Source organism: Devosia sp. MDV22-iso42 (assembly GCF_058629155.1).
In genome coordinates this window covers 53,332-77,503 of record NZ_JBZVWR010000009.1, presented here as the reverse complement: position 1 = coordinate 77,503, position 24,172 = coordinate 53,332, and the positions used below count along the sequence as shown (strand labels likewise).

At 64.2% G+C, this 24,172-nt stretch carries 26 protein-coding genes and 1 tRNA gene; 11 read left to right on the top strand and 16 right to left on the bottom strand.

Translation table 11 applies throughout. The features are described from left to right. Positions 1-247: 247 nt before the first annotated feature. The 4 genes from dapF (at position 248) to AC4NN3_RS10260 (ending at position 4,365) form a co-directional block, all read left to right on the top strand. Positions 248-1,099: a diaminopimelate epimerase gene (gene dapF, locus AC4NN3_RS10275; RefSeq protein ID WP_491927307.1), complete on the top strand. Its 852-nt coding sequence runs from the start codon at positions 248-250 to the stop codon at positions 1,097-1,099. Further along, positions 1,099-2,364 carry a tRNA (N(6)-L-threonylcarbamoyladenosine(37)-C(2))-methylthiotransferase MtaB gene (gene mtaB / locus AC4NN3_RS10270; protein ID WP_491927005.1) on the top strand — a complete coding sequence of 422 codons (1,266 nt, stop codon included), beginning with the start codon at positions 1,099-1,101 and terminating at the stop codon, positions 2,362-2,364. The genes dapF and mtaB overlap by 1 nt, the downstream gene beginning before the upstream one ends. Positions 2,365-2,382: 18 nt before the next feature. Further along, on the top strand, positions 2,383-3,621 hold the full coding sequence (gene ftsY, locus AC4NN3_RS10265) for a signal recognition particle-docking protein FtsY (protein ID WP_491927004.1): 1,239 nt from the start codon (positions 2,383-2,385) through the stop codon (positions 3,619-3,621). A gap of 84 nt (positions 3,622-3,705) precedes the next feature. Continuing rightward, positions 3,706-4,365 (top strand): septation protein A, encoded by a 660-nt coding sequence (locus AC4NN3_RS10260; protein ID WP_491927003.1) that lies wholly within the window; start codon positions 3,706-3,708, stop codon positions 4,363-4,365. Between the two features lie 34 nt (positions 4,366-4,399). Here AC4NN3_RS10260 and AC4NN3_RS10255 read toward each other — a convergent pair whose 3' ends face one another. From AC4NN3_RS10255 to tsaD, 5 genes are all read right to left on the bottom strand, one after another. Further along, positions 4,400-4,804, bottom strand: a complete 405-nt coding sequence (locus tag AC4NN3_RS10255; RefSeq protein ID WP_491927002.1) for a DUF1761 domain-containing protein — start codon at positions 4,802-4,804, stop codon at positions 4,400-4,402. A 71-nt stretch (positions 4,805-4,875) separates the two neighbouring features. After that, on the bottom strand, positions 4,876-5,310 hold the full coding sequence (locus AC4NN3_RS10250; protein WP_491927001.1) for an EVE domain-containing protein: 435 nt from the start codon (positions 5,308-5,310) through the stop codon (positions 4,876-4,878). A 5-nt stretch (positions 5,311-5,315) separates the two neighbouring features. Then, on the bottom strand, positions 5,316-5,609 hold the full coding sequence (locus AC4NN3_RS10245) for a YciI family protein (RefSeq protein ID WP_491927000.1): 294 nt from the start codon (positions 5,607-5,609) through the stop codon (positions 5,316-5,318). Between the two features lie 3 nt (positions 5,610-5,612). After that, the gene (locus tag AC4NN3_RS10240) at positions 5,613-6,599 is read right to left on the bottom strand and encodes an NAD(P)H-dependent glycerol-3-phosphate dehydrogenase (protein WP_491926999.1); all 987 of its coding nucleotides are present in this window, start codon (positions 6,597-6,599) and stop codon (positions 5,613-5,615) included. Next, positions 6,589-7,668, bottom strand: coding sequence for a tRNA (adenosine(37)-N6)-threonylcarbamoyltransferase complex transferase subunit TsaD (gene tsaD, locus AC4NN3_RS10235; RefSeq protein WP_491926998.1), 1,080 nt, complete (start codon positions 7,666-7,668; stop codon positions 6,589-6,591). The genes AC4NN3_RS10240 and tsaD overlap by 11 nt, the downstream gene beginning before the upstream one ends. A 53-nt stretch (positions 7,669-7,721) precedes the next feature. Here tsaD and hemC point away from each other — a divergent pair, with 53 nt between their 5' ends. The 5 genes from hemC (at position 7,722) to AC4NN3_RS10210 (ending at position 12,225) form a co-directional block, all read left to right on the top strand. Next, complete coding sequence (gene hemC, locus AC4NN3_RS10230; RefSeq protein WP_491926997.1) at positions 7,722-8,666, top strand: hydroxymethylbilane synthase; 945 nt, start codon at positions 7,722-7,724, stop codon at positions 8,664-8,666. Next, positions 8,648-9,394, top strand: a complete 747-nt coding sequence (locus tag AC4NN3_RS10225) for a uroporphyrinogen-III synthase (RefSeq protein ID WP_491926996.1) — start codon at positions 8,648-8,650, stop codon at positions 9,392-9,394. Before hemC ends, AC4NN3_RS10225 begins: the two co-directional genes overlap by 19 nt. A 28-nt stretch (positions 9,395-9,422) precedes the next feature. Next, on the top strand, positions 9,423-10,763 hold the full coding sequence (locus AC4NN3_RS10220; RefSeq protein ID WP_491926995.1) for a COG4223 family protein: 1,341 nt from the start codon (positions 9,423-9,425) through the stop codon (positions 10,761-10,763). Then, entirely contained in the window at positions 10,760-12,136 is a 1,377-nt protein-coding gene (locus AC4NN3_RS10215; protein ID WP_491926994.1) for a heme biosynthesis protein HemY, read from the top strand. The genes AC4NN3_RS10220 and AC4NN3_RS10215 overlap by 4 nt, the downstream gene beginning before the upstream one ends. Before the next feature lie 13 nt (positions 12,137-12,149). Then, positions 12,150-12,225, top strand: a tRNA-Thr gene (locus AC4NN3_RS10210). 182 nt (positions 12,226-12,407) lie between these two features. Here the strand turns inward: AC4NN3_RS10210 and AC4NN3_RS10205 are convergent. The 11 genes from AC4NN3_RS10205 to AC4NN3_RS10155 form a co-directional block, all read right to left on the bottom strand. Continuing rightward, positions 12,408-12,755, bottom strand: a complete 348-nt coding sequence (locus AC4NN3_RS10205; RefSeq protein ID WP_491926993.1) for a type I restriction-modification enzyme R subunit C-terminal domain-containing protein — start codon at positions 12,753-12,755, stop codon at positions 12,408-12,410. Between the two features lie 212 nt (positions 12,756-12,967). Then, a complete protein-coding gene (locus tag AC4NN3_RS10200) occupies positions 12,968-14,038 on the bottom strand; it encodes a saccharopine dehydrogenase family protein (protein ID WP_491926992.1) in 1,071 nt (356 codons plus the stop codon). 14 nt (positions 14,039-14,052) lie between these two features. Next, positions 14,053-14,832 (bottom strand): amino acid ABC transporter ATP-binding protein, encoded by a 780-nt coding sequence (locus tag AC4NN3_RS10195; protein ID WP_491927306.1) that lies wholly within the window; start codon positions 14,830-14,832, stop codon positions 14,053-14,055. Between the two features lie 57 nt (positions 14,833-14,889). Next, complete coding sequence (locus AC4NN3_RS10190; RefSeq protein WP_491926991.1) at positions 14,890-15,552, bottom strand: amino acid ABC transporter permease; 663 nt, start codon at positions 15,550-15,552, stop codon at positions 14,890-14,892. 59 nt (positions 15,553-15,611) lie between these two features. Then, positions 15,612-16,454 carry a transporter substrate-binding domain-containing protein gene (locus tag AC4NN3_RS10185; protein WP_491926990.1) on the bottom strand — a complete coding sequence of 281 codons (843 nt, stop codon included), beginning with the start codon at positions 16,452-16,454 and terminating at the stop codon, positions 15,612-15,614. 165 nt (positions 16,455-16,619) lie between these two features. Then, positions 16,620-17,519, bottom strand: a complete 900-nt coding sequence (gene dapA / locus AC4NN3_RS10180) for a 4-hydroxy-tetrahydrodipicolinate synthase (protein ID WP_491926989.1) — start codon at positions 17,517-17,519, stop codon at positions 16,620-16,622. Between the two features lie 45 nt (positions 17,520-17,564). Beyond that, complete coding sequence (locus AC4NN3_RS10175; protein ID WP_491926988.1) at positions 17,565-18,317, bottom strand: 4-hydroxy-tetrahydrodipicolinate reductase; 753 nt, start codon at positions 18,315-18,317, stop codon at positions 17,565-17,567. After that, positions 18,317-19,717 carry an aldehyde dehydrogenase family protein gene (locus AC4NN3_RS10170; protein WP_491927305.1) on the bottom strand — a complete coding sequence of 467 codons (1,401 nt, stop codon included), beginning with the start codon at positions 19,715-19,717 and terminating at the stop codon, positions 18,317-18,319. The genes AC4NN3_RS10175 and AC4NN3_RS10170 overlap by 1 nt, the downstream gene beginning before the upstream one ends. A 2-nt stretch (positions 19,718-19,719) precedes the next feature. Next, entirely contained in the window at positions 19,720-21,072 is a 1,353-nt protein-coding gene (locus AC4NN3_RS10165) for an FAD-dependent oxidoreductase (RefSeq protein ID WP_491926987.1), read from the bottom strand. Then, a complete protein-coding gene (locus AC4NN3_RS10160) occupies positions 21,069-21,329 on the bottom strand; it encodes a 2Fe-2S iron-sulfur cluster-binding protein (protein WP_491926986.1) in 261 nt (86 codons plus the stop codon). Before AC4NN3_RS10160 ends, AC4NN3_RS10165 begins: the two co-directional genes overlap by 4 nt. Further along, positions 21,326-22,513, bottom strand: coding sequence for an NAD(P)/FAD-dependent oxidoreductase (locus AC4NN3_RS10155; protein ID WP_491926985.1), 1,188 nt, complete (start codon positions 22,511-22,513; stop codon positions 21,326-21,328). Before AC4NN3_RS10155 ends, AC4NN3_RS10160 begins: the two co-directional genes overlap by 4 nt. Before the next feature lie 166 nt (positions 22,514-22,679). Between AC4NN3_RS10155 and AC4NN3_RS10150 the strand changes: the two genes are divergently transcribed. Further along, a complete protein-coding gene (locus AC4NN3_RS10150; RefSeq protein ID WP_491926984.1) occupies positions 22,680-23,579 on the top strand; it encodes a LysR family transcriptional regulator in 900 nt (299 codons plus the stop codon). A gap of 297 nt (positions 23,580-23,876) precedes the next feature. Then, positions 23,877-24,167 carry a 4a-hydroxytetrahydrobiopterin dehydratase gene (locus tag AC4NN3_RS10145; RefSeq protein ID WP_491926983.1) on the top strand — a complete coding sequence of 97 codons (291 nt, stop codon included), beginning with the start codon at positions 23,877-23,879 and terminating at the stop codon, positions 24,165-24,167. Positions 24,168-24,172 lie beyond the last annotated feature (5 nt).

Sequence of the window (24,172 nt, the reverse complement as noted above, 5' to 3'; positions counted from 1 at the left end):
GCAAGGGGGGGCCGGCGGGGAAAATGCCTGCCGCCCTGGTTAAAGCGGGGTGAAGCGGCCGCCCTGGCGGAAACCCTTACAAGACATGAACATTTCCAACCTGACCTATGCGCTGGTCGGCCCGGCGGCACCGAAGCCGGGCGCGCGAAACGGCGGCCACTGGCATTTTTCGGCTGCATCAGCCATATAGGGACATTCCTTCCAATGCTGGGCGAGGCAGACAGTGAGCAGTGTGCCGTTTCTCAAGATGAACGGGCTGGGCAACCAGATCATCGTGGCCGACATGCGCGGCCGCGACGACCGGGTCACGCCCGCCGCGGCCATTGCCATCAACGCCACGCCGGGCACCAAGTTCGACCAGATCATGGCGATCCACGATTCCCGTATCCCGGGTACCGTGGCCTATATCGACATCATCAATTCGGACGGCTCGCGCGCCCAGGCCTGCGGTAATGGCATGCGCTGCGTGGTGCAGGCGCTGACCGCCGAGCAGGGCCGGCAGGCCTTCACCTTTGAAACCGTGGCCGGCATCCTGTTTGGCGAGGAGCAGCCCGACGGGTTGATCACCGTCGACATGGGCACGCCCAAATTGGCCTGGTACGACATTCCCCTGGCCGAGGAATTTGCCGATACCCGCAAGATCGAGCTGCAGATCGGCCCGATCGATGCGCCGGTACTGCACTCGCCCTCGGTGGCCTCGATGGGCAATCCGCAGGCCACGTTCTGGGTGCATGACGATGTGTGGAACTATGCGCTGGACCGGTTCGGGCCGATGCTGGAAAACCATCCGATCTTTCCCGAGCGCGCCAATATCTCGATCGCGCAGGTGCTGGCGCCCGACCGGATCATCCTGCGCACCTGGGAACGCGGCGCCGGCCTCACCGAGGCCTGCGGCACGGCGGCCTGCGCCGCGGTGGTCAATGGCGCGCGTACCAAGCGCAGCGCCCGGGCCGCGACCGTCACCGTGCCCGGTGGCGATCTGCGCGTCGAATGGCGCGATGACGACCATGTGGTGCTGACCGGCCCGGCCGAACTGGAATGGACCGGCACGCTCGATCCGGCCAGCGGCGCCTGGGTCCGGGCGGAGGCTGCAGCCTGATGGCAGTGGAAACGCTGACCTTTGGCTGTCGTCTCAATGCCTATGAAGCCGCGGTGATGAAGGCGGAGGCCGAAAAGGCCGGGCTCGACAATGCCGTCATCATCAATAGCTGCGCCGTGACGGAGGAGGCTGTGCGCCAGGCCAGACGGGCCGTGCGCAAGGCGCGGCGGGACCATCCGCTGGCGCGCATCATCGTCACCGGTTGCGCCGCGCAGACCCAGGCGCGCAGCTTTGGCGACATGGAAGAGGTCGATCTCGTCATCGGCAACAATGACAAGATGCAGGCGGCCAGCTACGCCCCCCTGGTGTTCGGCACGCCGCTCAACGACAAGGTACAGGTCAACGACATCATGAGCGTGCGGGAAACCGCGGGCCACCTGATCGAGGGCATGGATGGGCGCGCCCGCGCCTTCGTGCAGGTGCAGAACGGCTGCGACCACCGCTGCACCTTCTGCATCATCCCGTTTGGCCGCGGCCCGTCGCGCTCGGTGCCGATGGGCCTGGTGGTCGAACAGGTCAAGAAGCTGGTCGGCAACGGCTATGGCGAAGTGGTTCTCACGGGGGTGGATATCACCTCCTATGGGCCGGACCTGCCGGGGGCGCCGACGCTGGGCAAGCTGACCCAGTCCATCCTGCGGCATGTGCCCGACTTGCCGCGGCTGCGGATTTCCTCGATCGACAGTATCGAGGCCGACGCGGCGCTCTATGACGCGGTCGCCAGCGAGCGCCGGCTGATGCCGCATATGCACCTGTCGCTGCAATCGGGCGACGATATGGTGCTCAAGCGCATGAAGCGCCGGCATAGCCGCGACGACGCGCTGGCCATCATGGCCAAGCTGCGCAGCCTGCGGCCCGACATGGTGTTCGGGGCCGATATCATTGCCGGCTTTCCCACCGAGGATGACGCGATGTTTGCCAATACGCTGGCCATTGTCAGCGAGGCCAGGCTGACGCATCTGCACGTCTTTCCCTATTCGCCGCGGCAAGGCACGCCGGCGGCGCGCATGCCGCAGGTCAGTCAGTCCATCGCCCGGGAGCGGGCGAGGCTGCTGCGGGCAGCGGGCGAGGCCGAGTTCAAGGCGCTGTGCGCCAGCCGCGTCGGCAGAGTCGAAACCGTGCTGATGGAACGCAATGGCGTGGGTCGGACCGAGCAATACCTGCCGGTCCGTGTGCCGACGGCGCAACCGGGTGACCTGCTGGCCGTTCGGATCATGGCGAGCCGAGATGCCGGCCTTGTCGGCGAAGCGGTGCGCGAAGCTGCCTAATATAGAGAAAGTCCGCCGATGACCGACAAGAAGCCGGGATTTTTCAAGCGCCTGTTCGGGGCCGAGGTCGCCCCGCCGGTGCCCGATCCCCGTCCGGCGCCGGCCGAAACACTGCCCGAGGCTGCCCCGGTGCCGGTGCCGTCGGACGTGGTCCAGCCCGCCCCGGCGCCTGAGACAGTTTCAGAGGCGCTACAGGCGCCAGTGACGCCGCCAGCGCCTGAGCATGTGCCTCTGCCCGGCCCGCCGGAAACCACGCCGGATTATGTCGAGGCCGTGGAGGCGCGCGCCCATGCCGTGGTGCCCGCCGTGGCGGCAACGCGTGCTCCTGTCGAGCCGGAAGGTTGGCTGGCGCGCCTGGCCTCCGGGCTCAAGCGGTCCTCCAATCAGCTGAGCGGCTCGATCACGGCGGTCTTCACCAAGCGCAAGCTGGACAATGCGACGCTCGACGAGCTCGAGGAGGTGCTGATCCAGGCCGATCTGGGGATCGAAACCGCGACCGCCATTACCGATATCCTGCGCCGTGACCGCTTTGATCGCGATGTCTCGGGAGAAGATGTGCGGGCCGTGCTGGCGGCCGAGGTGGAAAAGGTGCTCGGTCCAGTGGCGCGGCCCTTGCAGATCGACACCGCCCAGAAGCCGTTCATCATCCTGATGATCGGGGTCAATGGCTCGGGCAAGACCACGACGATCGGCAAGCTGGCGCAGAAATTTGTCGGGGAGGGCCGCTCGGTGATGCTGGCGGCGGGCGACACGTTCCGCGCCGCGGCCATTGAACAATTGCAGGTCTGGGGCCAGCGCACCGGCGCTACCGTCGTGTCCCGCCCCGCCGGGTCGGACGCCTCGGGTCTTGCCTTTGACGCAGTGACACAGGCGCGGGCCGAAGGCCGTGACGTGCTGATCATCGACACGGCCGGGCGGCTGCAGAACCGCGACGAACTGATGAACGAGCTCGAAAAGATCATCCGGGTGATCAAGAAGGTCGATCCGAGCGCGCCGCATGCCACCGTGCTGACGCTGGATGCCACCACCGGGCAGAACGCGCTCAAGCAGGTGGAGATCTTCGGCCAGCGGGCCGGCGTCACCGGCCTGGTCATGACCAAGCTCGATGGTACCGCAAGGGGCGGCATTCTGGTGGCCATTGCCCGCAAGTTCGGCCTGCCGGTGCATTTCATCGGCGTGGGCGAAGGGGTGGGCGATCTGCAGGCCTTTACTGCCGCCGACTTCGCCCAGGCCATTGCCGGGCGCGAACAGCCCTAATCTGACCATGCTTGGCCCCTAACGAGGCCTTGCATGCTCAGGCCGCAGCGCTCACATTGCCGCCAAGCCGAAACGAGAAACACCATGTCTGAAAAAGCCACGCCGCAAGCCGAACCGGAGATCAACTGGGACGAGCTGCGTCCGCAACTGATCAAGATGGCGCTGGAGCTGGGGCCGCTGGTGATCTTCTTCATCGTCAATGCGCGCGCCGACATCTTTGCCGCCACGGCCTGGTTCATGGGCGCCATGGTGATCTCGCTGCTGGCCAGCTGGCTGATCCTGAAAAAGATTGCCGTCATGCCGCTGGTCACCGGCGTCGTGGTGCTGGTGTTCGGCGGGCTGACGCTGTGGCTGCAGGACGATACCTTCATCAAGATCAAGCCGACCATCACCAATGGCCTGTTCGCCGCGGTGCTGCTGGGCGGGCTGGTATTCGGGCACTCGCTGCTCAAATATGTGTTCGGCGACGTCTACAAGCTGCGGCCGGAAGGCTGGAGCAAGCTGACGCTGAACTGGGGCCTGTTCTTCGTGCTGCTGGCGGTGATCAACGAGGTGGTGTGGCGCGGCGCGGCCTTCTATCACCCCAGCGATCCCAAGGCGGCGACGGACCTCTGGGTCTCGTTCAAGACCTTTGGTGTGATGCCGCTGACAATCCTGTTTTCGATCAGCCAGGTCAGCCTGCTCAACAAATATGCGCCGCCCAGCGAGCCGCAGCATATACCGCCCATCGTGGTGGATAACTGAGGCGCAGCGGCGCCTCAGTCCCGGCCGGCAACGGTCAGCCGAACAGGCCGATGACCACGCCCGCGAGCAGCAGCACGCCGAGCAGATAACCGCCATCGATCAGCGTGCGCGACCAGGGCGCGCCCTGGTAGCGGTGGTTGAGCACCATGGCGGTGATCACGAAACCCAGCCACAGCTGTCCGCCCACCAGCAGGCCATTGGCGACCGTGGTGGCCCCGGTCAGGGCCGGCGTCAGCACGGCCAGGAAATAGGCCATGGTGAAGATGCACAGCACAGACCACAGATAGGGCGTGTAATCACTACGGTCGATCTGGTCGGCCGTCTTGCCGATGGAGGCCAGCCAGGGCCTGGCCAGGACCATGTACCAGACGGCGCCAAAGGCCCAGGCGGTGACGGTGGCCAGCACGACGGCCAGCCAGTTGACGGCAAAGTGCAGCATGTTCTTCTCCCCCGAGACTGGATTGTGCGGGAAAAGTCTAGCGCGGGCCGGCACGCTTGGGTAGCCGGGGGTCAGAGCCCGCCCATCTGGCAGAGCAGCGCCCATTCATCCGGGCTGACCTTGGAGACCGACAGGCGCGACAGCTTGACCAGTTCGAGGCCGGCCAGTTCGGGCGTGGCCTTGACGGTGGCCAGGGTCACCGGCTTGGGCAGCGCCTTGACCGAGGCAACGTCGACGCATTCCCACACCACCTCACCCTTGGCATTGAGCTCGGCCGTATCGTCGGGATGGGCCAGGCCGACGATCTCTATGATGCCAACGATCTCCTTGCCGATATTGGAATGGTAGAAGAAGGCCTGGTCGCCCAAAGCCATGGCCCGCATATTGTTGCGGGCGGCATAGTTGCGCACGCCATGCCAGGCTTCGGTCTCGCCGCGCTTGGTCTTGGCGACCATGTCATCGAACGAGAAGACGTCGGGCTCCGATTTCATCAGCCAATAGGCCATTGGCGTCAGTCCTTCTTGGCCATGTTGTTGATGGCGACGCGCCAGGGCTTGATTTCGGTGGTGCCGAAAATGCCTTCCTTGATGAAGGGATCGGCCATGAACATGGCCGTCGCCGCTTCGAGGCTTTCGGCCTCAACCACCATCAGCGAGCCTTCGGGCTTGTCCTCGCCGTCCAGCAGGGCGCCGGCCAGGACCAGCCTATCGCCCAGGGCATGCAGGTGCTCGAGATGGACGGGACGCGTCGCGGTGCGCTTGTCGCCCATTCCCGGCTTGTCCTTGGCGATCATGGCGTAGAGCATAGGTCAGTCCTCACGTTTGAGCGGGCGGGCCATCAGGCCGGCAACGACGGTGGCAATATTGGCCTGCCCGCTGAGCACGGCGTGCACGGCGACAATCAGGGGGGCGTCAACGTCGAGGCTCTTGGCCAGGGCATCGGCCACCGGGGTGGTGGCGACACCTTCGGCCAGTTTGGCGCCAGAGGCCATGATCTGCCCGACGGTCTGGCCGCGGCCCAGTGCCATGCCGAACTGGTAGTTGCGCGACTGCACCGAGGTGCAGGTCAGCGTCAGGTCGCCGAGGCCGGCCAGCCCGGTCAGGGTCGAGGCGGAGCCGCCCATGGCCGATACCATGCGGGCCATTTCGGCAAAGGCGCGGGCGATCAGGGCCGAGCGGGCCGAGGCGCCCAGATCGGCGCCCTCGATGGCGCCGCAGGCCAGGGCATAGACATTCTTGAGCGCCCCGGCGATTTCGACGCCAATGCGGTCGTCGCTGGCATAGGGGCGAAAGCTCGGGCCGGCCAGGGCCGCGGCCAGCAGGGAGGTATGGTCGGCATCATCGCCGGCCAGGGTGACGGCGGTGGGCCGGCCAGCGGCGACATCGCTGGCAAAGCTGGGGCCGGAAAGCACATAGGGCACGGCATGCGGCGCCATGTCGGCCAGGATTTCGCTCTGGCGCTCCAGGGTGCCGGTTTCGAGGCCCTTGGCAGCCAGCACGACGGGCCGGTGCGCCAGCAGGTCCGGGTCGAGCGCGGCCAGCGCGGTGCGGCTCGACTGCGCCGGCACCGCCAGGATGACGATATCGGCGGGTCCTGCGATCAGGCTCGCGCGGATGCGCTCATGCAGGATCTGGCTGCCCAGATAGGCCTGGTTGGTGTGGTGGCCATTGATCTCGTCCAGCTGGGCGGGGTCGCGGACAATGAGGGAGACCTCGCGACCGGCCATGGCGGCAGCCTGGGCCAAAGCCGTGCCCCAGGCGCCGCCGCCGATGACAGAGACAGTCTCATGAGACATGGACGGGTACCTTCATGTCGGGCAGGTCAAGCGGCCAGCGCGGCCGGGCGGTAAACACCAGCGAATCGGCAACGCCCAGGGCGAAGCGTTCGGCACCGGCCCAAGCGACCATGGCGCCATTGTCGGTGCAGAGCGCAATGGGCGGCACGATCAATGTCGCGCCAGCCTTGTCGCAGACCTCGGCCAGGGCCGTGGCGATGGCGCGGTTGGCGGCGACACCGCCGGCGACCACCAGTTGCAGCGCTTCGCCCGGCAGGTCGGCCTTGAAGCGGTCGAGTGCCTGTCGGGCACGAACCGAAATGACCTCCGAGACGGCCGCCTGGAAGCTGGCGGCAATGTCGGCCACGTCCTGGTCGCTTAGCGGCGCCAGCGCCTCTGCCTGCAGGCGGACGGCGGTCTTGAGGCCGGAAAAGGAAAAGTCGAGCCTGGCCTCGCGCAGCAGCGGCCGGGGAAACTTGAAGCGCCTCGGGTCGCCCCGTTTGGCAATGGCTTCCACCGCTGGCCCACCGGGATGGCCCAGGCTCAGCAGCTTGGCCACCTTGTCGAAGGCCTCGCCCAAGGCATCGTCAATGGTGGTGCCCCAGCGCTGGTAGTCGCCGACGCCGCGCACCAGCACGAACTGGCTGTGCCCGCCCGAGACCAGCAGCATCAGATAGGGAAAGGCCACGCCGTCGGTCATCCGGGCCGTCAGGGCATGGGCTTCGAGGTGGTTGATGGCCAGCAGCGGCTTGTCGAGCGCGGCAGCCAGCGCCTTGGCGGTGGTCAGGCCCACCAGCACACCGCCGATCAGGCCGGGGCCGGCAGTGGCGGCAATGGCGTCGACATCGGCCAGTTCGATGCCGGCCTCGCGACAGGCCTGGGCGATGATGTGGTCGAGAAAGGTGACATGGGCGCGGGCCGCCAGCTCTGGCACCACGCCGCCAAATGCCGCATGTTCATCGAGCTGGCTGCGCACCACATTGGACCGAATCGTGGAATGGCCGAATTGGTCTCGCATAACCACGGCGGCGGCGGTCTCGTCGCAGCTGGTCTCGATACCAAGAATGATGGCTGGCGCTTGCCCGGTCACGATGAACTGGTTACTCCCTGATGGGTCTCTGCCTACTATAGGACCAAATCACATTGCAATCGCCCTCCGTCTTTGCCCGAATCGGAACCCGCGGCAGCCCCCTGGCGCTGATGCAGGCGCGGCTGGTCCGCAGCCTGCTGGCGCGCGCGCATGGGGTGAGCGAAGACGACATCACCATAGACGTGCTCTCCACCGGCGGTGATCGCAGCCAGGCCAGCAATGCCAGCCTCAGCGAGATCGGCGGCAAGGGCCTCTTCACCAAGGAAATCGACGACGCCATGCTCAGTGGCCGCGTCGATATCGGTGTGCATTCAAGCAAGGACGTGGCCACGCGGCTGCCCGACGGGCTGGCGCTGGTGGCGTTTTTGGAGCGCGAGGATGTGCGCGACGCCTTTCTGTCGCTCAAGGTGGCGAGCCTGGACCAGCTGGCCGAGGGGGCCAATTTCGGCACCTCTTCGATCCGGCGGGCGGCGCAGGTGCTGCGGCGGCGCCCGGACCTGCAGATCGTGCCGTTTCGCGGCAATGTCGGTACACGGCTGCAAAAGCTGAGTGACGGGGTGGCCGATGCCACGCTGCTGGCCATGGCCGGGCTCAACCGGCTGGGCGAGGGCGACCGGGCGACCGGGCAGATGGATCCGGAAGTCTTCATGCCGGCGCCGGCGCAGGGTGCCATCGGGCTGGCGGTGCGCAGCGACGATGCGCGCATGGCCGCCCTGGTCGCCGCCATCGATCACGCGCCGACCAACCGGGCGCTCAGCGCCGAGCGCGCCATGCTGGCCGTGCTCGATGGCTCCTGCCGGACACCGGTGGGCGCGCTGACGCGGCTTGAGGGCGACATGCTGGTTCTCAAGGGGCAGATCCTCAGCCTTGATGGCCAGACCGCCTTTGACAGCGCGGCCAGCGGCATTGATCCCTTCGCTTTGGGTCGCCAGGTCGGCGAGGATCTGCTGGCCCAGGCCGGTACGGAGTTTCTGGCCAAATGGGCGGCAGCCACATGACGCGGATGCTGGTGACCCGTCCGGAGCCCGATGCTCAGTCGAGCCTGGCCCGGTTGCAGGCGCTGGGCATCGAGGCGGTGGCCGCGCCGCTGATGGAGCGCGTCGCCATCGAGGTCAGCCTGCCCCCGGCCGACGGTTTCGCCGCCGTGGTGCTGACCAGCGCCAATGCCGTGCGCAGCCTGGTGGAGCGCGGCGTGGTGGGCGATTATGCGCATCTGCCGGTGCTGGCGGTGGGCGATCGCACGGCGCGCGATGCACAGGCCGCCGGCTTCATCAAGGTCAGCAGCGCGGCCGGCAGTTTTGCCGATCTGGTCAATGCCATCGGGCTGTCCGGGCTGCAGGGGCCGCTGTTTTATCCCACCGGCAAGCATCAGAGCGCCGACCTGGGCAAGGCGCTGGCGCCGCTGGGGGTGATGGTGGTTACGGCCAGGATCTATGACATGGTGGCCGTGCCGGCCCTGCCGCCCGACATCCTGGCGGCGCTGCGCCATGGCGACATCGACGCGGCCCTGGTCTATTCGCGGCGCACGGCCGAAATCTTTGCGCAATTGGCGCAAAGTCTGGAACGGACACAGCGCCAGCGGCTTGGTCTGTTGTGCCTGAGCGAGGCGGTGGCGGAGCCGCTGCTGGAGGCGCATTTCAACCGCATCAGCCTGGCTGATCGGCCCGATGAAGAAGCGATGATGGTTCTGGCGCTGGGTTTTGCCCGGGCGCAAACTGGGCCATAGTCGATCACGAACATGAGGACGACCCGATATGGCGGATAGCAAGGGCACGGATCCCAAGGCCGACCAGGCCAAGGCCAGCGACGCAAAGGCCAGCGATGTCCGATCCGGCGCGGTCAAGCCGCCCGTGCTCGACCTGACGGCGCGATCGGTCGGCGCCGATTCGGCAAAGCCGGACCCGGCCAAGGCTGCTACCGCCGCCGCGCCTGCAGCCGCCGGGGCGGCAAGCGCCGGCAAACCGGCAGGGGCGGCCGCGCCGGGCGCCGGCCCGTCGGGCTTCGCCGCCGCTGCCGACAAGGCCAAGGCGGGCGACAGGCAAGCTGACAAGCCACGCGCGGCTGCGCCGGCGCCTGCTGCCGGTTTCGGCTTCGGTGCGGCCCTGGTGGGCGGGTTGCTCGGGCTGGGGGCTGCCTATGGCCTGGCCTATGCCGGTCTCTGGCCCGCTGCACCGGTCGAGACGGTGGCAGCCGATCCCCGCCTGGCCGCCTATGGCAGGGCGATTCCCGAACTCGAGACCGTGACCCAGACTACCCAGGCCGAACTGGCCACGCTCAACCAGCGGGTGGCCACGCTGGAACGGGCGCCGGCAGCCGACAATGCGGTAGCGGCATCGACCGCTAGCGCCGACATTGCCGGCGATCTGGCGGCGCTCAGTGCCCGGGTCGATAGCCTGGCGGCGGCAGAAACGCCGACAGCCGATACCACTGCCCTTGATGCGCTGCGCGGCGATCTGGCGACGCTGGGCGAGCGGATTGAAGAACTGGCCGCGCGCCTGGGCACGGCAGAGTCGGGCCTGCGCAGCCTTGACAGCAGCGTCACCGAAACGAGTGCGGCGCTGGCGGCGCAGCCCAGCGATATCGGCGCGGTCCTGGCGCTGCCGCTGATCCTGTCCGGTTTTGAAACCGCCTTTGCCACCGGCCGCCCCTATGAGACCGAACTGGCGGCCCTGCGCTCGGCCGTTCCCGAGGCCGCCATCCCGACACGGATCGCCAATCAGGCAATGGGGGGTCTCACCCGTCCGGACGAGATCGCACGGCGATTCGACGCGGTGCTGCCGGCGATCCTGGCCGGCCGGCCGGCCAATCCGGATGCGGCGTGGCAGACCGGGGCGCTGGACTGGTTTGCCGGCGCCATTGCGCTGCGCCCGACCGCGGAAATCGAGGGCGATACGCCCGAGGCCATCACCTCGCGCCTGATCGGCGCGGTGGAGCGTCGCGAATTTGCCAGCGCGCTGGCCCTGCTCGAAAGCCTGCCGGTGCCGATGCAGGCGGCGGCTGACGACGTGCCGGCGCTGCTGGCCGAACAGGCCGAAGCCGAGACGTTCCTGCAAGACCTGCGCGACGCCGCGCTGGGTGGCGAGGTCACCCGATGATCCGGCTCGCTACGTGGATTATCGGCAGCCTCGTCATTGCGGCCCTTGCCGCCTGGATGATTTCGCTGCCCGGCACGCTGTCGCTGGAAGTGGCGGGCTATCGCGCCCAGCCGCGGCTGGGCGTGGCGGTGTTCATCTTCCTCCTCGTGGCCATGCTGGTCATCCTGGTCTGGGCCATTGTCCGGCGCATCCTTTCGGCGCCCCGCGCCATGGCGCGGCGCAGTCGCGAGCGGCGGCGCGAGCAGGGCGTCGAGGCGCTGAGCGACGCGATGATTGCGCTGCAGGCCGGCGATCCGGCCCGGGCCCGGGCCCTGGCGCGCGAGGCCCAGGCGCGGCTGCCTGCCAATGCGGCGGCCAAGCTGCTCGAAGCCCGGGCCGATCTGGCTTTGGGCGACATGCCGGCCGCGCGCGAGCATTACCGGGCGCTGATTGCCGATGACAAGACGGCGCTGGCGGCGCTGACCGGGCTCTATGACCAGGCGCGGGCGCAGCAGCGACCGCAGGCGGCGCTGACCTTTGCCCGCAAGGCGCTGACCCTGGCGCCGGGCAGCGGCTGGGCGGGGGAAGCGGTGTTTGACGATCTGGCCCGGCGCGGGCAATGGGCCGAGGCCGTGGCCATGGTCAATGCCGAACAGGCCGGCAGCCGGGAAGAGCGGGCCCGCAAGCGGCGCCGGCAGGCGGTGATCGAAACGGCGCGGGCGCGCGAAGCCGAAACCAGCCAGCCGCTGGCCGGGCTTGAACATGCGCTGACCGCACTCAAGCTGCTGCCCGATTTCGTACCCGCCGCGCTGATCGCGGCGCGCATCCATATCAATCGCGGCGAGACGCGCAAGGCGATGAGCCTGTTGCGCCGGATCTGGCGCGCCACCGGGCATCCCGATATTGCCGCGCTCTATGCCCATGCCCAGCCGGGCGCGTCGGCGGTCGACCGGCTCAAACGGCTGGGCGAGATCATCGAGGTGCCGCCGCCGCACCGGGCCGCGGGCATGGCCCTGGCCCGGGCTGCCATCGATGCCTATGACTGGTCGCTGGCCCGCAATGCGCTGGCCCCCTTTGAGGGGCCGGACGCCACGCAGGGGGTCGCCAGCCTGATGGCCGAGATCGAGGAAGGCCAGAATGGCGACCAGGGCAAGGCCCGCGAATGGCTGGCCCGTGCCGTGCGGGCGCCACGCGATCCGGCCTGGACGGCCGATGGCATGGTGAGCGACGAGTGGGAGCCGATTTCCCCGGTGACCGGGCGGCTGGATGCCTTTGAGTGGAAGGTGCCGATGACCGCCACCCAGGCGGCCACGACCCGGTCCGGCGATGACCTGCCCAGCCAATTGCCGGCGCAGATTGCCTTGCCTCTTGCACCGGCCCAAAACCCGACGTAAAAGGCCAACCGTTGCCGCTTTAGCTCAGTTGGTAGAGCACATCATTCGTAATGATGGGGTCAGGTGTTCGAGTCACCTAAGCGGCACCAGCCAACCCTCTGAAATTTTTGGTTTTACTCTCTCTGGCTTGGTTAGCCTTGGGGCGACGTCCGGCTGGGCGCCGCCGGGTCTCCACGGCGCGATGAACTGTCCGGCTGATTGGGGAGCAAAACGCCAAATATGGCGCCGGCGAAGCTGAGGACAGGGAGAGTTCACTCTCCCTATGGGCGGCCTAGGCCTGCAGGACGCCGATGAGGAGGTCGCCCATATTGCCTTCGATTACGACGAGATCGCCTCTGGCAGCGCCCGCAGCGCGCTCCACGCGGGTCCTGGCGGGCGTGGTGAAGCGGATATAGGGGAGGACGTCGAATAGGTCGCTGTTGGGCGTGTCGATCAGGTGGCGCATGTCGTCCAACTTGTCGGCGTCATAGCCGCGCTCAGCCAGGACGGCGATCAGCTTGTCGCGGCTACCCGGGTCACTCCATTCTGCGCGCAGGGCATCTTCATCAACGATCAGCCCGGCGAGATCGCCGAACAGGCGTTCGAGGAACTGCTGCGCCGACATCTGATGCGCAGCCATATTGGCAGCGTAGCCGGGCTGGCATACGTGGCGAGGACCCGCGCGTTGAGATCAGAATCTCTGCCCATGCATTCCTCACTTCTGTCCAGAACTGCCAGGCTTGTTCAGTACCTGCGAAATGAAGAATCATGGAAGCAATGTCGTAACTAGAGGGGTTCCGACAGTGGCAGCCGCACTGCAACCGTGGTGATTTGACCTTGGACAAATCGCCGTCAGGCGAGGACGCCTTTCAGAAAGCGATTTTGGCTCATGAGAGCGTAGGGAATATCTTCATGGCGGTGCAGGCCCGCCTCATGCACAAGACCCTGGCTGATCAGGTCGATCATGGCGCACACGTGTGCGGCAGATGTCTGGTTCAGCGCATTGCCGGGGAACCCAACGACGGAGGGCTCATGATAGAACTTCCGGACGAAGGTGCGTTCCGCTGGGCGTCCATGTGAGGTGCCGCGGACGCTGATAAAAACGATAAGCACGTCCTGGACGATCTCCGGGATTCCAAAATTTAGGACCGTTTTGAGAATGTCACTGCGACGTTTGAGCCCCAGTTCCTCGAACAGAAACCGGGCGAGATGCAGATGGCCGGGATAACGGATTGTCTTGAAGCTCAGGTTGCGTACCTTGCTGACCAACGACAGGCAGAGGTCACCCAGTCCTCCCGCCGTGCTGAATGCTTCGTACGGACTGCCATCAAGCACAAAGCTCTCGTGCTCCTCGAGAGGGGCAACTTTGACAAGCGCGCCTTCGGTGATCGCTTGGCAATCGCCGGTGTACTCGGCGATCAGGCCATCGACGTCCCATGACAGACCATAGCCGAAGGCGCTTGAAGGATTGACGGGAACTGCACCGGCGCGAACCACCATGTCGACCGGCCCCTCAAGCACATTGGCCAGATCGGCAGCGATATTGGCAACCAAGCCCGGCGAGAACCCGCAGCCGGGCAGCAGCACGCTCGTGCCCAGTCCAGCACTTTCGATTGCCTTGATCGCACTGCTGTCCTCGGCTGTGTCGATATAGTGAGTTCCCGTTTCCATTGCGGCACGGGCAATAATGGCCGATAGCCGGTTGGGTCCAGCGTTCACAACAATATCCACTGACTCCAGGGCCAAGATACAGTTGCGCAGAACGGAGGCATCGAGCAGGCGCGTGTGAAATCCACGTGACTGGGCGCCGTCAGTTGCTTCAGTGGTCGTATCGGCAAGTTCGACGTCGAATTCGGCAAATTCTACAAGCTTACCGCCGATCGCCAGCCCCAAGCGACCCGCGCCAATGATCAATACCTTCATCAGCTTACCTTTCGTCAGGAATGAAACCGCGCCAGGAAAGACTGTAGGCGTTCGCTTTTGGGCTCACGGATGACGTTTTGTGGCGTTCCGATCTCGCTGATGCATCCCGCGTCAATGAAGGCGACACGATCGGCTACGTCGGCAGCGAATGACATTTCGTGGGTCACGATGGCCATGGTCATGCCGTCGTGAGCCAGGGCCCGTATCACTTCGAGCACCTCGCCGACCAATTCGGGGTCAAGCGCACTGGTGACTTCGTCCAGCAGCAGGACATCAGGTTGCATGGCAAGTGCTCGGGCAATGGCAACGCGCTGCTTCTGGCCCCCTGAAAGGTGGTTGGGGTAGACGTCTCGCTTGTCAATCAGGCCCACCTTGGCAAGCAGGTCGAGCGCTCGCGCTTCCACCACATCGCGGGGTTCCTTGAGAACGACCAGAGGTCCCTCGCAGATGTTTTGCATGACGGTTTTGTGCGGAAACAGGTTGAAGTGCTGAAACACCATTCCGACATGGCGTCGCAGTTCGCCGCAACCGATCTTGCCGGCCCGACTGGAAAAACGGTTCTCCACCAGACGACCCTTATACGAGATGGTGCCCGCAGTCGGCGTTTCCATCATGTTGAGGCAGCGGATGAGCGTTGATTTTCCAGAGCCGGACGGGCCGATAATGGCAAGCACCTCGCCCGCCTTCAGGGCAAGATCGACATCCTTGATGACATCGAGCCGGGCGTAGCTCTTGCGCAACCCGGATGCGGTCAGGATAGCGTCACCGGTTGCGGTGGAACCAGTCGCTGACATATTGGGGACCTGCGAAACCATAATCGGTTCCTCCTTTGAAATGGTCGTCATGCCTGTCTATTCGTTCACGCGAAGACGGCGTTCGACATGGTCGGCAATCTGCGTCAGCGGGAAAAGCAGCGCAAAGTAGAGAACGGCCACAATGGTGAAAGCCTCCAGCGGCCGATAGGTCCGCCCATTGACCACGGCGGCGATATAGGCGAGCTCACCCACAGAAATCACCGAGATCAGTGAGGTGTTCTTGAACTGGATCACGGACTGGTTGATGAACGAAGGCAGCATGCGCTTGGCGGCCTGCGGGATGACGATGCGCCACATGGTCTGGGCGTTCGACATGGCAATGGCACGCGCCGCTTCGGATTGCCCCTTGTCGATCGACAGGATCCCGCCGCGAAAAATCTCGGCATAGAATGCGCCTGCATACAAAGATAGCGTCACAATAGCGGCAACCGTGTTGTCGATGGTCACGCCGATCAGCAGTGGCAAGGCGTAGTAGAACCACATCAGCTGCACCAGCAGCGGCGTACAGCGGAAGACTTCCTGATAGGCTCGCGAAAGCCAGCGGACCGGCGCGTATGGCGAGAGCCTACCGAAGCAGGCGACAAGACCGATGATCACCCCGATCAGGATCGAACCGACGGTGTAGGCCAGGGTCATCCAAAGGCCCCACAGAAAGAGGTCCGAATATTGGAGGACAGCGCTGAAGTCCCATTTGTACATCGTTCAGTCTCCTTGGATGGGCAGGGATGCCGAGGCGATCGGCATCCCCATTGTTCGTATCAGCCGCCTATGTTGAAGCCGTCTGGGAGGTCGACGATCTCGATGCCAAAGGGCGCCAGACCCTTGACGATCCAGGTCTGGTTGTTGCCGACCCGGCGATTGTATTCGGCCCAGGCAGAAATGAAGGACTTGAACTGCTCGTCGGCAGCGTAATTGATGCCAATGACCGACGGCGACGACAGCACAGGCTGTGGCGTATAAACCGCACCAAGTGCGGCATTGCGTTTGACCATCACCATCGAGTTGAGCACGGTGTTGACCAGCAAATCGGCCTTGCCGCTGGCGACTGCCAGCACCGCTTCATCGCGGGTCTTGAAGCGCAGGACGGTGGCGTTGGGCAGATATTGCTCTGTGATCAGGTCTTGCGCCGAACCTAGGTCGACGGCCACCGTGACCTCAGGATTGTTGAGCGACGACCAGGTAGCGCTAGCAAACTGTGGCTTTGGCGAGACGATCACAAAGCTGTTGTAGTAGGTGGGTGCCGAAAACGACAGCGACAGGGCACGCGCGGGCAGAGCCGTCAGCGCCAGGGCGATATCGACCTTCCCCGACTGAACGTCCAGGATCGAATTGGCCCAGGAACTTTCAACAACTTCGAGCTCAACGCCGAGTGTCTCGGCGATGTCGCCGGCCATGTCGATGACGAATCCAGTCCACTCGCCCGTGCGGGGATCCTTGTTGAAGTAAGGGTCTTCGCTAATGATCGCAGGAATACGCAGGACGCCGCGCTCCTTGATCATGTCGATGGTGCTCTTGGTATCCTGCGCGAGCGCAGGAGCCGCGGTGAGCGTCACGCCAAGTACCATCAGTGATGCTGCCAGAATTGTCTTGATTTCTGTCATGTTTTTCCCTTTTCGCCAGTGGCGAATTCCCTCTTGTTCTTTTAGTCCCTCAGTCTTGCGAGCCCAGAGGCTCGCCTTCCCTCAAATTGAGAGTGCAACCCCACCCTGCGCTCTTCAATGCAAACGCGCGCAGTCAACTTGTGTCATTTCTTGGAAGGTCCGCGCCTAGGCAGCGTAGCCGTCGAAGACTTCGAGGGCGGAAATCAGAGCTGTTCGGCTGGTCGGTCGCAATGGGGCCAGAGGCGCCCGAACGTCACCATTCATTTTCTGGCGAAGTGCCAAAGCAAATTTGACTGGTACCGGATTACTCTCGACAAACATGCCTTTGGCCAGGGCGTGAACACGCTCATGCCAGACAAGCGCTTCCGTCAGATCGCCCGACTCCCAGGCGCGTACAAGTGCCACCATGGCCTGCGGAGCATAGTTTGAAATGACGCTGGTCACGCCGTGGGCGCCCACCGCCAGGAACGGCAAGGTCAGATCATCGTCGCCTGAATGGATGACAAAGTCCTCACCACAGGCGGCCCTGAGGTCTGATATCCGCTCGGCGCGCCCGCCGGCCTCCTTGATGCCAATGATGTTGGCGTGCGCGGCGGCCAAGGCAGCGGCCGTCTCGACGGCAATCTCCACGCCACAGCGTCCAGGGACGCTGTACAACATGATGGGTGTGCTGACGGCCTCGGCAATTGCAGCATAGTGCAGGATGAGGCCATCCTGGCTGGGCTTGTTGTAATAGGGGGTAACGACAAGGCAACCATCAGCGCCAGCGTCCGCCGCCATGCGGGCGGCGTCGACGGCGTGTTGGGTGTTGTTGGACCCTGCCCCCGCGAGAACAAAAGCCCGACCGGCGACACGCCTGACAGTATGGCGGATCAGGGCCGCCACCTCGTCTTTTTCAAGTGTTGCCGCTTCACCGGTCGTTCCAACCGGCACCAAACCTTTGATCCCGGCGTCAATCTGTGTTTCGAGCAACCGATCATATGCGTCGTAGTCGATGCCATTATCGCTGAAAGGGGTAACGAGGGCAGTAAAGACGCCCGAAAATCTGTCGATCATGCTGGCCATGTCATAGAGTCCTTGTTGGATAAGCATTTGGTGAGACGCGGCTGGTCATGTCCGGATGTCAGACGGGTCATAGCGTCCGCGCTTGCGTCCCGGTTCGGCCAGCCAGTTGGCGCCGGCAATTGCTCCTTCGGCATAGGCGTTCAACGCGGTCACGTTGAAGCTGAAGCTGCTCCGCGAAACACCCAGATCGAAATGCACTTCATTGACACCTACAACATCGCCAGCGCGGTGGATCGATATCTCCGGTCCTGGTGGTGACAGGTCGGCGTGACTGCCTTGAGCGTCCCGAATGATGTCGGCCAGCAGGAGCGAAGTACCCGATGCAGCTCGTTTCTTGCGCTGGTGATACGTCTCGCTGACCTGTGCCCGCGCGCTTGGAAAGGCCCGGGCAAAATCTTGTACGCTCGCGGTGAAGGCGCCGAACCCCAAAGCAAAGTTGATCCCCACCATCAGCGGACGCAGGCGCGCGGCCGCGTCAAGCTGCTGCTGCTGTGCGGCGGAAAAGCCGGTTGTGCCCACCACCACCGGAATGGATCGGTCTGCCAGCAACGCCTGCAGGGCGATGCTGGCCTGCGGGGTCGAAAAATCGATGATGGCGTCGCAATGGGTATCTATCCACGACTCGGCTTGGCGATATTCGATCGCCGTATTGCCGACCTGCCCGCCGATCCAGCTGGAGGTCGGCGAGACATGGGCGGCGGCCAGTTCCATACCTGGACTGGCCAGTATGGCTTCGACCAGCCTGGCACCGACGCGGCCTGAGGCGCCATAAACCGCAAAACGCTTGCTGGTGGCCATCAGTCTATCACCACCTTGGTCTCACTCATTTCGCGCAGGGTGATGCGAACACCCTCGCGGCCCAGTCCGCTGGACTTGATTCCACCGAACGGAACGTGTTCAGCACGGAAATCGGGGCCTTCATTGATCATGACGCCGCCAACCTGAAGCTTGCGGGAGAATAGCTTGACGGCCCGATGATCATTGGTGAAGACGCCAGCCTGCAGGCCGTGCACACCGGCGTTGAACTCGGCAATGACCTGTTCAGCATCGGAGAATTTACGCACCGAGATGACGGGTCCGAAGGTCTCCTGAGCAAACAGCGCGGCATCGGCCGGAACTTCGCTGACCAGAGTGGGCGCCATCAGCGCGCCATTGCGCGTACCGCCCCGCACGAGGCGGGCACCATCAGTGATGGCCGCGGCGATACGTGCCTCGACATTGGCGGCTGCGTCGGTATCGATGACCGGTCCCATCTGGGTTGCCGGATCGAGCGGATCGCCGTGCACCAGGGACCCAATGCGATCGTCGAGCATTGCCATCGCGGTATCGTGGATATCGGCGTGAAGATAGAGTTTTTTAACCGCCGCGCAGCTCTGCCCGGCTATTTCATATCGCTGGGCGATTGCGGTGAGGACAGCCGCGTCCAGGTCGGCATCGGGCAGAACAAACAGGGGATCATTACCGCCCAGTTCCATCAAGCAGCGGATGAGCCCGGCAGCATTCTTGAGTGCCAATCCACCGGCTTGGCCGCCAGTAAAGCTGAGCAGATCAATAGGCGCACGCGCCAGCGCGATTGCCTGTTCAGCACCGCCATGGACAACCTGAAACAGCCCGACCGGAAAACCCGCATCCAGCGCCAGTTCAGCCAGCATTTGTGCTGCCAGCGGGGCCTTGGGCGACGGCTTGGCGACAACGCTGTTGCCGGCGGCAATGGCGGGGCCCAGCTTGTGGCACAGTAAATTGAGCGGATAATTGAACGGCGTTATGGCGCCCACCACGCCAACCGGAGAATAGGTCACCACGGCCTGTCGATCCACGCCACCCGAGACGATGCCGCAATGGAGCACTTCGCCATCCAGAAAGGTTGCCGCGTCGCCCGCTAGTTTAAGTGTATTCTGAGCCCGCCGCACCTCGTTGCGCGCCTCGCCAATGGTCTTGCCCACTTCGGCACAGATCAGTTGGGCCAGGATCTCGGCATGGCCAGCAATCATCCCGGCCAGCGCGTTGAGCAGATCGCGGCGTTGCGACGGCATGGAGAACCGAAACCCATTCTGAGCTTTCTTGGCTGCGAGGACGGCCTTGAAGATCTCGTCTGCGTCGGCAATATCGACACTGCCCACCGGGCGCCCATCAAAGGGTGAAGACACCAGAATCTGCTCATTGCGTTTGGTGGACGCGATTTTCAGTATTTTCGCCATGGTCAATCGCTCTCGTTTTCTGCTTGGGGGCGGGTGGCGTCTGGCGCCAACGTCCCTAGGAAGGATGAAATCGAAATGGGTTTGAGGGGCCATCGATTGCCAGTGAAGGCTGCTAAGGGCTGGGGACTGCCGCCGGTACGGGCGGCCACGAGGGCTGCGGTCCATTCGGCACAGAACCGTCCCTGACAGGCACCCATGGCAAAGCGGCCATTGAGTTTTATTTCCCGCGGCGACGGCAGATCGTCGCTTGAAAGCAGCGCCCGCAGGTCGCCGACGGTGCGCCCTTCGCAGCGACACAATATGGTCTCGTCCGGCAGTTCGCTCAGGTCCGGGCCGTAAAAATCGAAGTGACGGGCAAGCGCGCCTTGCGCCTTGCGCTCATGGCCCAGCGTCGCCTCAACCCTGACCTGGTTCTGCCAGATCCCACCAAGATGGGTGATAATGCTCCCTGCCGCTCGTTGCCCGTCGGCAATCGCGGCAACGCCACCAAGCGCTTCCCGACAGTCCCCGGCAGAAATCACGTAGGGTGCAAGGTCGCCGGCCGATGACGGGGCATGAGCGGGATTATTGGCGCGCAGTCCATCATGCAGCGCAATGCGGTCGGCGAGAATGCAGGTCTGATGACCGTTGGCCTGCGTCAGCGTGGCTTCGAGGCGGCCATCTGCGGTCGCGCGGATCGCTGACAGCGACACGCCAAGCTGCCACGGCACACCGGCGCGCCACAACCTGAACATATGCACTGCCGCTTCCACCAGATAGGCTGGGGATCGCAGCAGACTTAGGAGCAGCCAAGGCGATGCCGCCGCCTTGCTTCGTTCAAGAATCGCGATTGGTGGATTGCCCGCTGCAGACATCTGCGCACCTAGCGCAATCAGCAGCGGGCCCGACCCGGCCAGCAGCACTGCACCAACCGGCGCAACGCCCGTGGCCTTCATCATTACCTGCAGTCCCCCAGCGGTGACGACACCAGGCAGGTGCGCCCCGGGCCGCGGCAGCACGCGTTCGAGCCCCCCGATCGCCATTATCACAGCATCAAAGCGCTCGGCCCGAACAGCGCCGGCCGCGCGATCTTCGCACATGACCAGGCCGGTGCCGTCGATGCCTGTAAAGACATGACGAAACCGGACCTCGATTGCGGCGCCCGAAAACGCCATCATCAACTCGGCCCAGCGTCGCCGTTGCGCGGCCGGTACGGCAATCTTGCGGGCCGGATTGTTTGGCTGGTGATGAATTGCGCCGCCCAGCTTGCCCGCTTGCTCGATCAGGGTCACGGCGAGCCCCGCCGTGGCTAGTTCGACGGCGGCCGCAACGCCGGCGGGACCGCCACCGACCACAAGAACGCGCGCCCCACTCATGGTGTAACCTGACAAATGGGGTGCACCCGCTGGCCTTCACATGCCGGGGTCAGGCAGGCTTCCATGTGCACACCATCCACGCCCACGATACAACCCTGGCAGGCGCCGATGCCGCAGAAATAGCGGCCGCCACCATGGCCTTGCGCATCACCAAGGGTGTTTATTCCGGCGCGGTCGAGCGCAACTGCGATTGTGTCAAAAGGCTCAAAGGGGACTGGTTTGCCGCCCCACAAGAATGTCTTGAGTGATGTGCTCATGCCGCCTCCCGTCCGAGCGAGAAGCGATTGGGATCGAGAGCCGATATGTCGATATCGGGTGTCTGGCCGCAGATCAGCTGTTGGCAAGCCTGCGCCATGAGCGGGCCCAGGCAGATGCCGTCCCCCTCAAACCCGGTGGCGATCCAGACATTGTCGTGCGGAGCGAGGGCGCCGACGATGGGGAGACCGTCGCTGGTAGCGGCACGAACGCCGGCGAAGACGCGGATTATGCGCAATTGCGCCAGCGACGGCGACAGGTTCACCGCGTCGCGCAGCAGGCGCTCGACGGCCGCCAGATCCGTGCTGGTCGCGTCGGCGCTATCCTCGCGGGTGCCACCGATGAGGAACTGACCAGTCCGCAAGGGATCGATAACCAGGCCAAAGCCCCGGCTTGAGTTAGGTCCGCTGCCAACCTGGCTGCCTTTGCTCACCAGATAGCCGCAAGACATCAGTGGCCCGGGAAAAGCGGGCATGGCAGCATAGCCGCGTTCAGTGACGATGAGTTGTCCCTTGCGTGGCCGAAGAATGTCAGAGCTTCCCAGGAACGTGGCGGAGCCACCGCCGGCCGCGATCAACACGGCATCAGCCTCGAAGATGCCGTTGTCGGTGGCGACGCCCGTTACGTGGCCATCGCTTTGGACCAGTCCCTTGACGAGCAGATTACGTTCGATCGTGAAACCGCCTAGCTGGCGAAGTCGCTCAACGACACGATAGCCGACCGCATGCCCATCGCCCTGCACGGCAACTGCCGCGCATGCCGATGGTGCCGCTTGGCCGAGCATCCGCCTCAAGGCGGCGCCCGTCAGCATGCGCGCGTCAACGCCGGCAGCCTCTAGCTGGGCGGCGTGACGCTGGAGCACGGCCAACTCATCGCCGTCTGTGGCAACCACATATGTGGCGCGCGAATGGAACTCACCGGCCAGCACACCGGCCTGGGTCAGGTCGCGATAGAATTGGGCGCCGGCGATCGCCAACGTCATCAGCGGCCCGGCTTTCTTGCTGGCGACCGAGACGGCGCCATCAGATGAACCGGTGGCCCCGGATGCGGGGGCCGTTGCTTCAATGACGCGCACCTGGCAGCCGGCACGCGACAGAAAGTGCGCCGCCGACATACCGACAATGCCAGCACCGATCACGACGACGGACTTGGGAATAGCTGTTGAATGTCGGGTGGGCGATATCATGAGAGGGCTCTAGAACGTTTCGCCCCACAATGACCGCCACCGCGGTTTAGCGTCGATACAAATGACATGGGGCGCTGACCCCTGCTTTTTTGTAGACGCCTGACGTTGCACTAGCTTGTTCAGCGCAGAGGGGGCTCTATCATCCGGCAAGCCCGGAAGGACCTCGATGACTGAAGTAAACCTCACCCTGATCCAGACCTTTTACCAGGTGGCCCGCCATGGGTCCTACTCCGCGGCGGCACGTGAGCTGAATCTGAGCTACCAATCGGCGGCGAACCACGTGCGGCGGCTGGAACAGATCATGCAAGATCGGCTGGTCGAATCCGATCAGGGCGCCAAAAAAATCCGTCTGACAGCGCGGGGGACCGCACTTTACAACCTGCTGCATCCCGAGCTCGAGATCATGCTGGAGCGGCTGTCGCTGGTGGTTAACAGCCAGCGGGCTGTGCTCCGCATTGGATTGCCTCAGGCCGTGTTCTTCTACCTGCTGCCGTCGATCCTGGTAAAATTCCAGGCGCGTTTCCCCGGCGTCGAAGTCATCGCCTATGAGCGCGATACGGCGCTGGCAGAGCTGGTCAAGAACGGCAGTCTGGATGTCTGCATCAGTGAGCGCTTCTTTGGCGACCCGGGTGTTCCGCAGAGTCTGATCGGCACCTATCAATTGACTTTGGTCTATCCCAGGAGCTGGGGTGCCCCCCCTGCGGTTGCGGACATTCCGGCGTGGTCACGGGGACGCCCCTGGGTAACGTTTGAGCCTGGGCAGACTTTGCGAAATGTCGCACTGGATTTTCTGACAAAGGGTGGCGGGCAGACGGAGCCCGCCATCTCGACGTCCGGCAGTTCCAGCGTCAAGCGTTGCGTCCAGAGTGGGCTCGGGTTTGCGATCATCCCGACATGGTGCCTGACCAGCGAGGATGACGACCTATTGCAGGTCAAAATCGACAATTTGCCCCCGGTCAAAGTCTATTTCGGCCAGGCTCAATTCATGGCTAAAAACATATATGTCAGAGCGCTCTACGAAGAATGTAGAAACAACCTCATCGGCACGGCGCTGGAAGATCACTGAGTGCTGCTTCTAGGATAGACTTGGAATGCCGGGGCATGATCAAACTATCTTTGTGCAGCAGCGGCCTTTTCAGGCCCACCAGGATGGCAAGTCGCTGGAGATCAGGTTCGCACGAAGCGCGCCAGGACGGGACGGCCCGGGGTTCAGGTCGAGCGTTACCGGCCCGCGCTCGTTGCGCTGTTGGTGGTCTCGCCGGGTGGCGGGCGGCCAGTCATGGCGTGACAGGGATCGGCCTCCAGCGCCTTGGAAGGGTCGCTTTGCCCTTCTATGGCTGAAGGCAATGGAAGGAGGCGAAAGATGGCCGACAGACTGAACGACGCCGAGCGCGAAGCGGGCCTGCGGAACCTCAATGGCTGGATCTATGATGCGGCAGCCGATGCCATCAGCCATGTGTTCAAGTTCAAGGATTTTTCCGAGGCCTTCGGCTTCATGAGCCGGGTGGCGCTGGCCGCCGAGAAGGCCGGGCATCATCCGGACTGGTCCAATGGCTACAATGTGGTGACGATCCGGCTCTCCACCCATGATGCGGGCGGGCTCAGCGCCAAGGATATCGCGCTGGCCCGGGCGATCGACCAGATCGTGGCCTAACCTCG

Bases quoted from the DNA above. Each gene is read 5' to 3' on its own strand.
- AC4NN3_RS10190 (WP_491926991.1), bottom strand. From the start codon at position 15,552: ATGTACAAATGGGACTTCAGCGCTGTCCTCCAATATTCGGACCTCTTT.
- AC4NN3_RS10200 (WP_491926992.1), bottom strand. From the start codon at position 14,038: ATGAAGGTATTGATCATTGGCGCGGGTCGCTTGGGGCTGGCGATCGGC.
- ftsY (WP_491927004.1), top strand. From the start codon at position 2,383: ATGACCGACAAGAAGCCGGGATTTTTCAAGCGCCTGTTCGGGGCCGAG.
- AC4NN3_RS10250 (WP_491927001.1), bottom strand. From the start codon at position 5,310: ATGGCCTATTGGCTGATGAAATCGGAGCCCGACGTCTTCTCGTTCGAT.
- AC4NN3_RS10155 (WP_491926985.1), bottom strand. From the start codon at position 22,513: ATGATATCGCCCACCCGACATTCAACAGCTATTCCCAAGTCCGTCGTC.
- AC4NN3_RS10205 (WP_491926993.1), bottom strand. From the start codon at position 12,755: ATGGCTGCGCATCAGATGTCGGCGCAGCAGTTCCTCGAACGCCTGTTC.
- AC4NN3_RS10215 (WP_491926994.1), top strand. From the start codon at position 10,760: ATGATCCGGCTCGCTACGTGGATTATCGGCAGCCTCGTCATTGCGGCC.
- AC4NN3_RS10150 (WP_491926984.1), top strand. From the start codon at position 22,680: ATGACTGAAGTAAACCTCACCCTGATCCAGACCTTTTACCAGGTGGCC.
- AC4NN3_RS10255 (WP_491927002.1), bottom strand. From the start codon at position 4,804: ATGCTGCACTTTGCCGTCAACTGGCTGGCCGTCGTGCTGGCCACCGTC.
- AC4NN3_RS10260 (WP_491927003.1), top strand. From the start codon at position 3,706: ATGTCTGAAAAAGCCACGCCGCAAGCCGAACCGGAGATCAACTGGGAC.
- AC4NN3_RS10175 (WP_491926988.1), bottom strand. From the start codon at position 18,317: ATGGCCACCAGCAAGCGTTTTGCGGTTTATGGCGCCTCAGGCCGCGTC.
- AC4NN3_RS10185 (WP_491926990.1), bottom strand. From the start codon at position 16,454: ATGACAGAAATCAAGACAATTCTGGCAGCATCACTGATGGTACTTGGC.
- AC4NN3_RS10145 (WP_491926983.1), top strand. From the start codon at position 23,877: ATGGCCGACAGACTGAACGACGCCGAGCGCGAAGCGGGCCTGCGGAAC.
- AC4NN3_RS10195 (WP_491927306.1), bottom strand. From the start codon at position 14,832: ATGTCAGCGACTGGTTCCACCGCAACCGGTGACGCTATCCTGACCGCA.
- AC4NN3_RS10160 (WP_491926986.1), bottom strand. From the start codon at position 21,329: ATGAGCACATCACTCAAGACATTCTTGTGGGGCGGCAAACCAGTCCCC.
- AC4NN3_RS10165 (WP_491926987.1), bottom strand. From the start codon at position 21,072: ATGAGTGGGGCGCGCGTTCTTGTGGTCGGTGGCGGTCCCGCCGGCGTT.
- dapF (WP_491927307.1), top strand. From the start codon at position 248: ATGAACGGGCTGGGCAACCAGATCATCGTGGCCGACATGCGCGGCCGC.
- AC4NN3_RS10220 (WP_491926995.1), top strand. From the start codon at position 9,423: ATGGCGGATAGCAAGGGCACGGATCCCAAGGCCGACCAGGCCAAGGCC.
- dapA (WP_491926989.1), bottom strand. From the start codon at position 17,519: ATGGCCAGCATGATCGACAGATTTTCGGGCGTCTTTACTGCCCTCGTT.
- AC4NN3_RS10245 (WP_491927000.1), bottom strand. From the start codon at position 5,609: ATGCTCTACGCCATGATCGCCAAGGACAAGCCGGGAATGGGCGACAAG.
- AC4NN3_RS10170 (WP_491927305.1), bottom strand. From the start codon at position 19,717: ATGGCGAAAATACTGAAAATCGCGTCCACCAAACGCAATGAGCAGATT.
- AC4NN3_RS10225 (WP_491926996.1), top strand. From the start codon at position 8,648: ATGGGCGGCAGCCACATGACGCGGATGCTGGTGACCCGTCCGGAGCCC.
- AC4NN3_RS10240 (WP_491926999.1), bottom strand. From the start codon at position 6,599: ATGTCTCATGAGACTGTCTCTGTCATCGGCGGCGGCGCCTGGGGCACG.
- mtaB (WP_491927005.1), top strand. From the start codon at position 1,099: ATGGCAGTGGAAACGCTGACCTTTGGCTGTCGTCTCAATGCCTATGAA.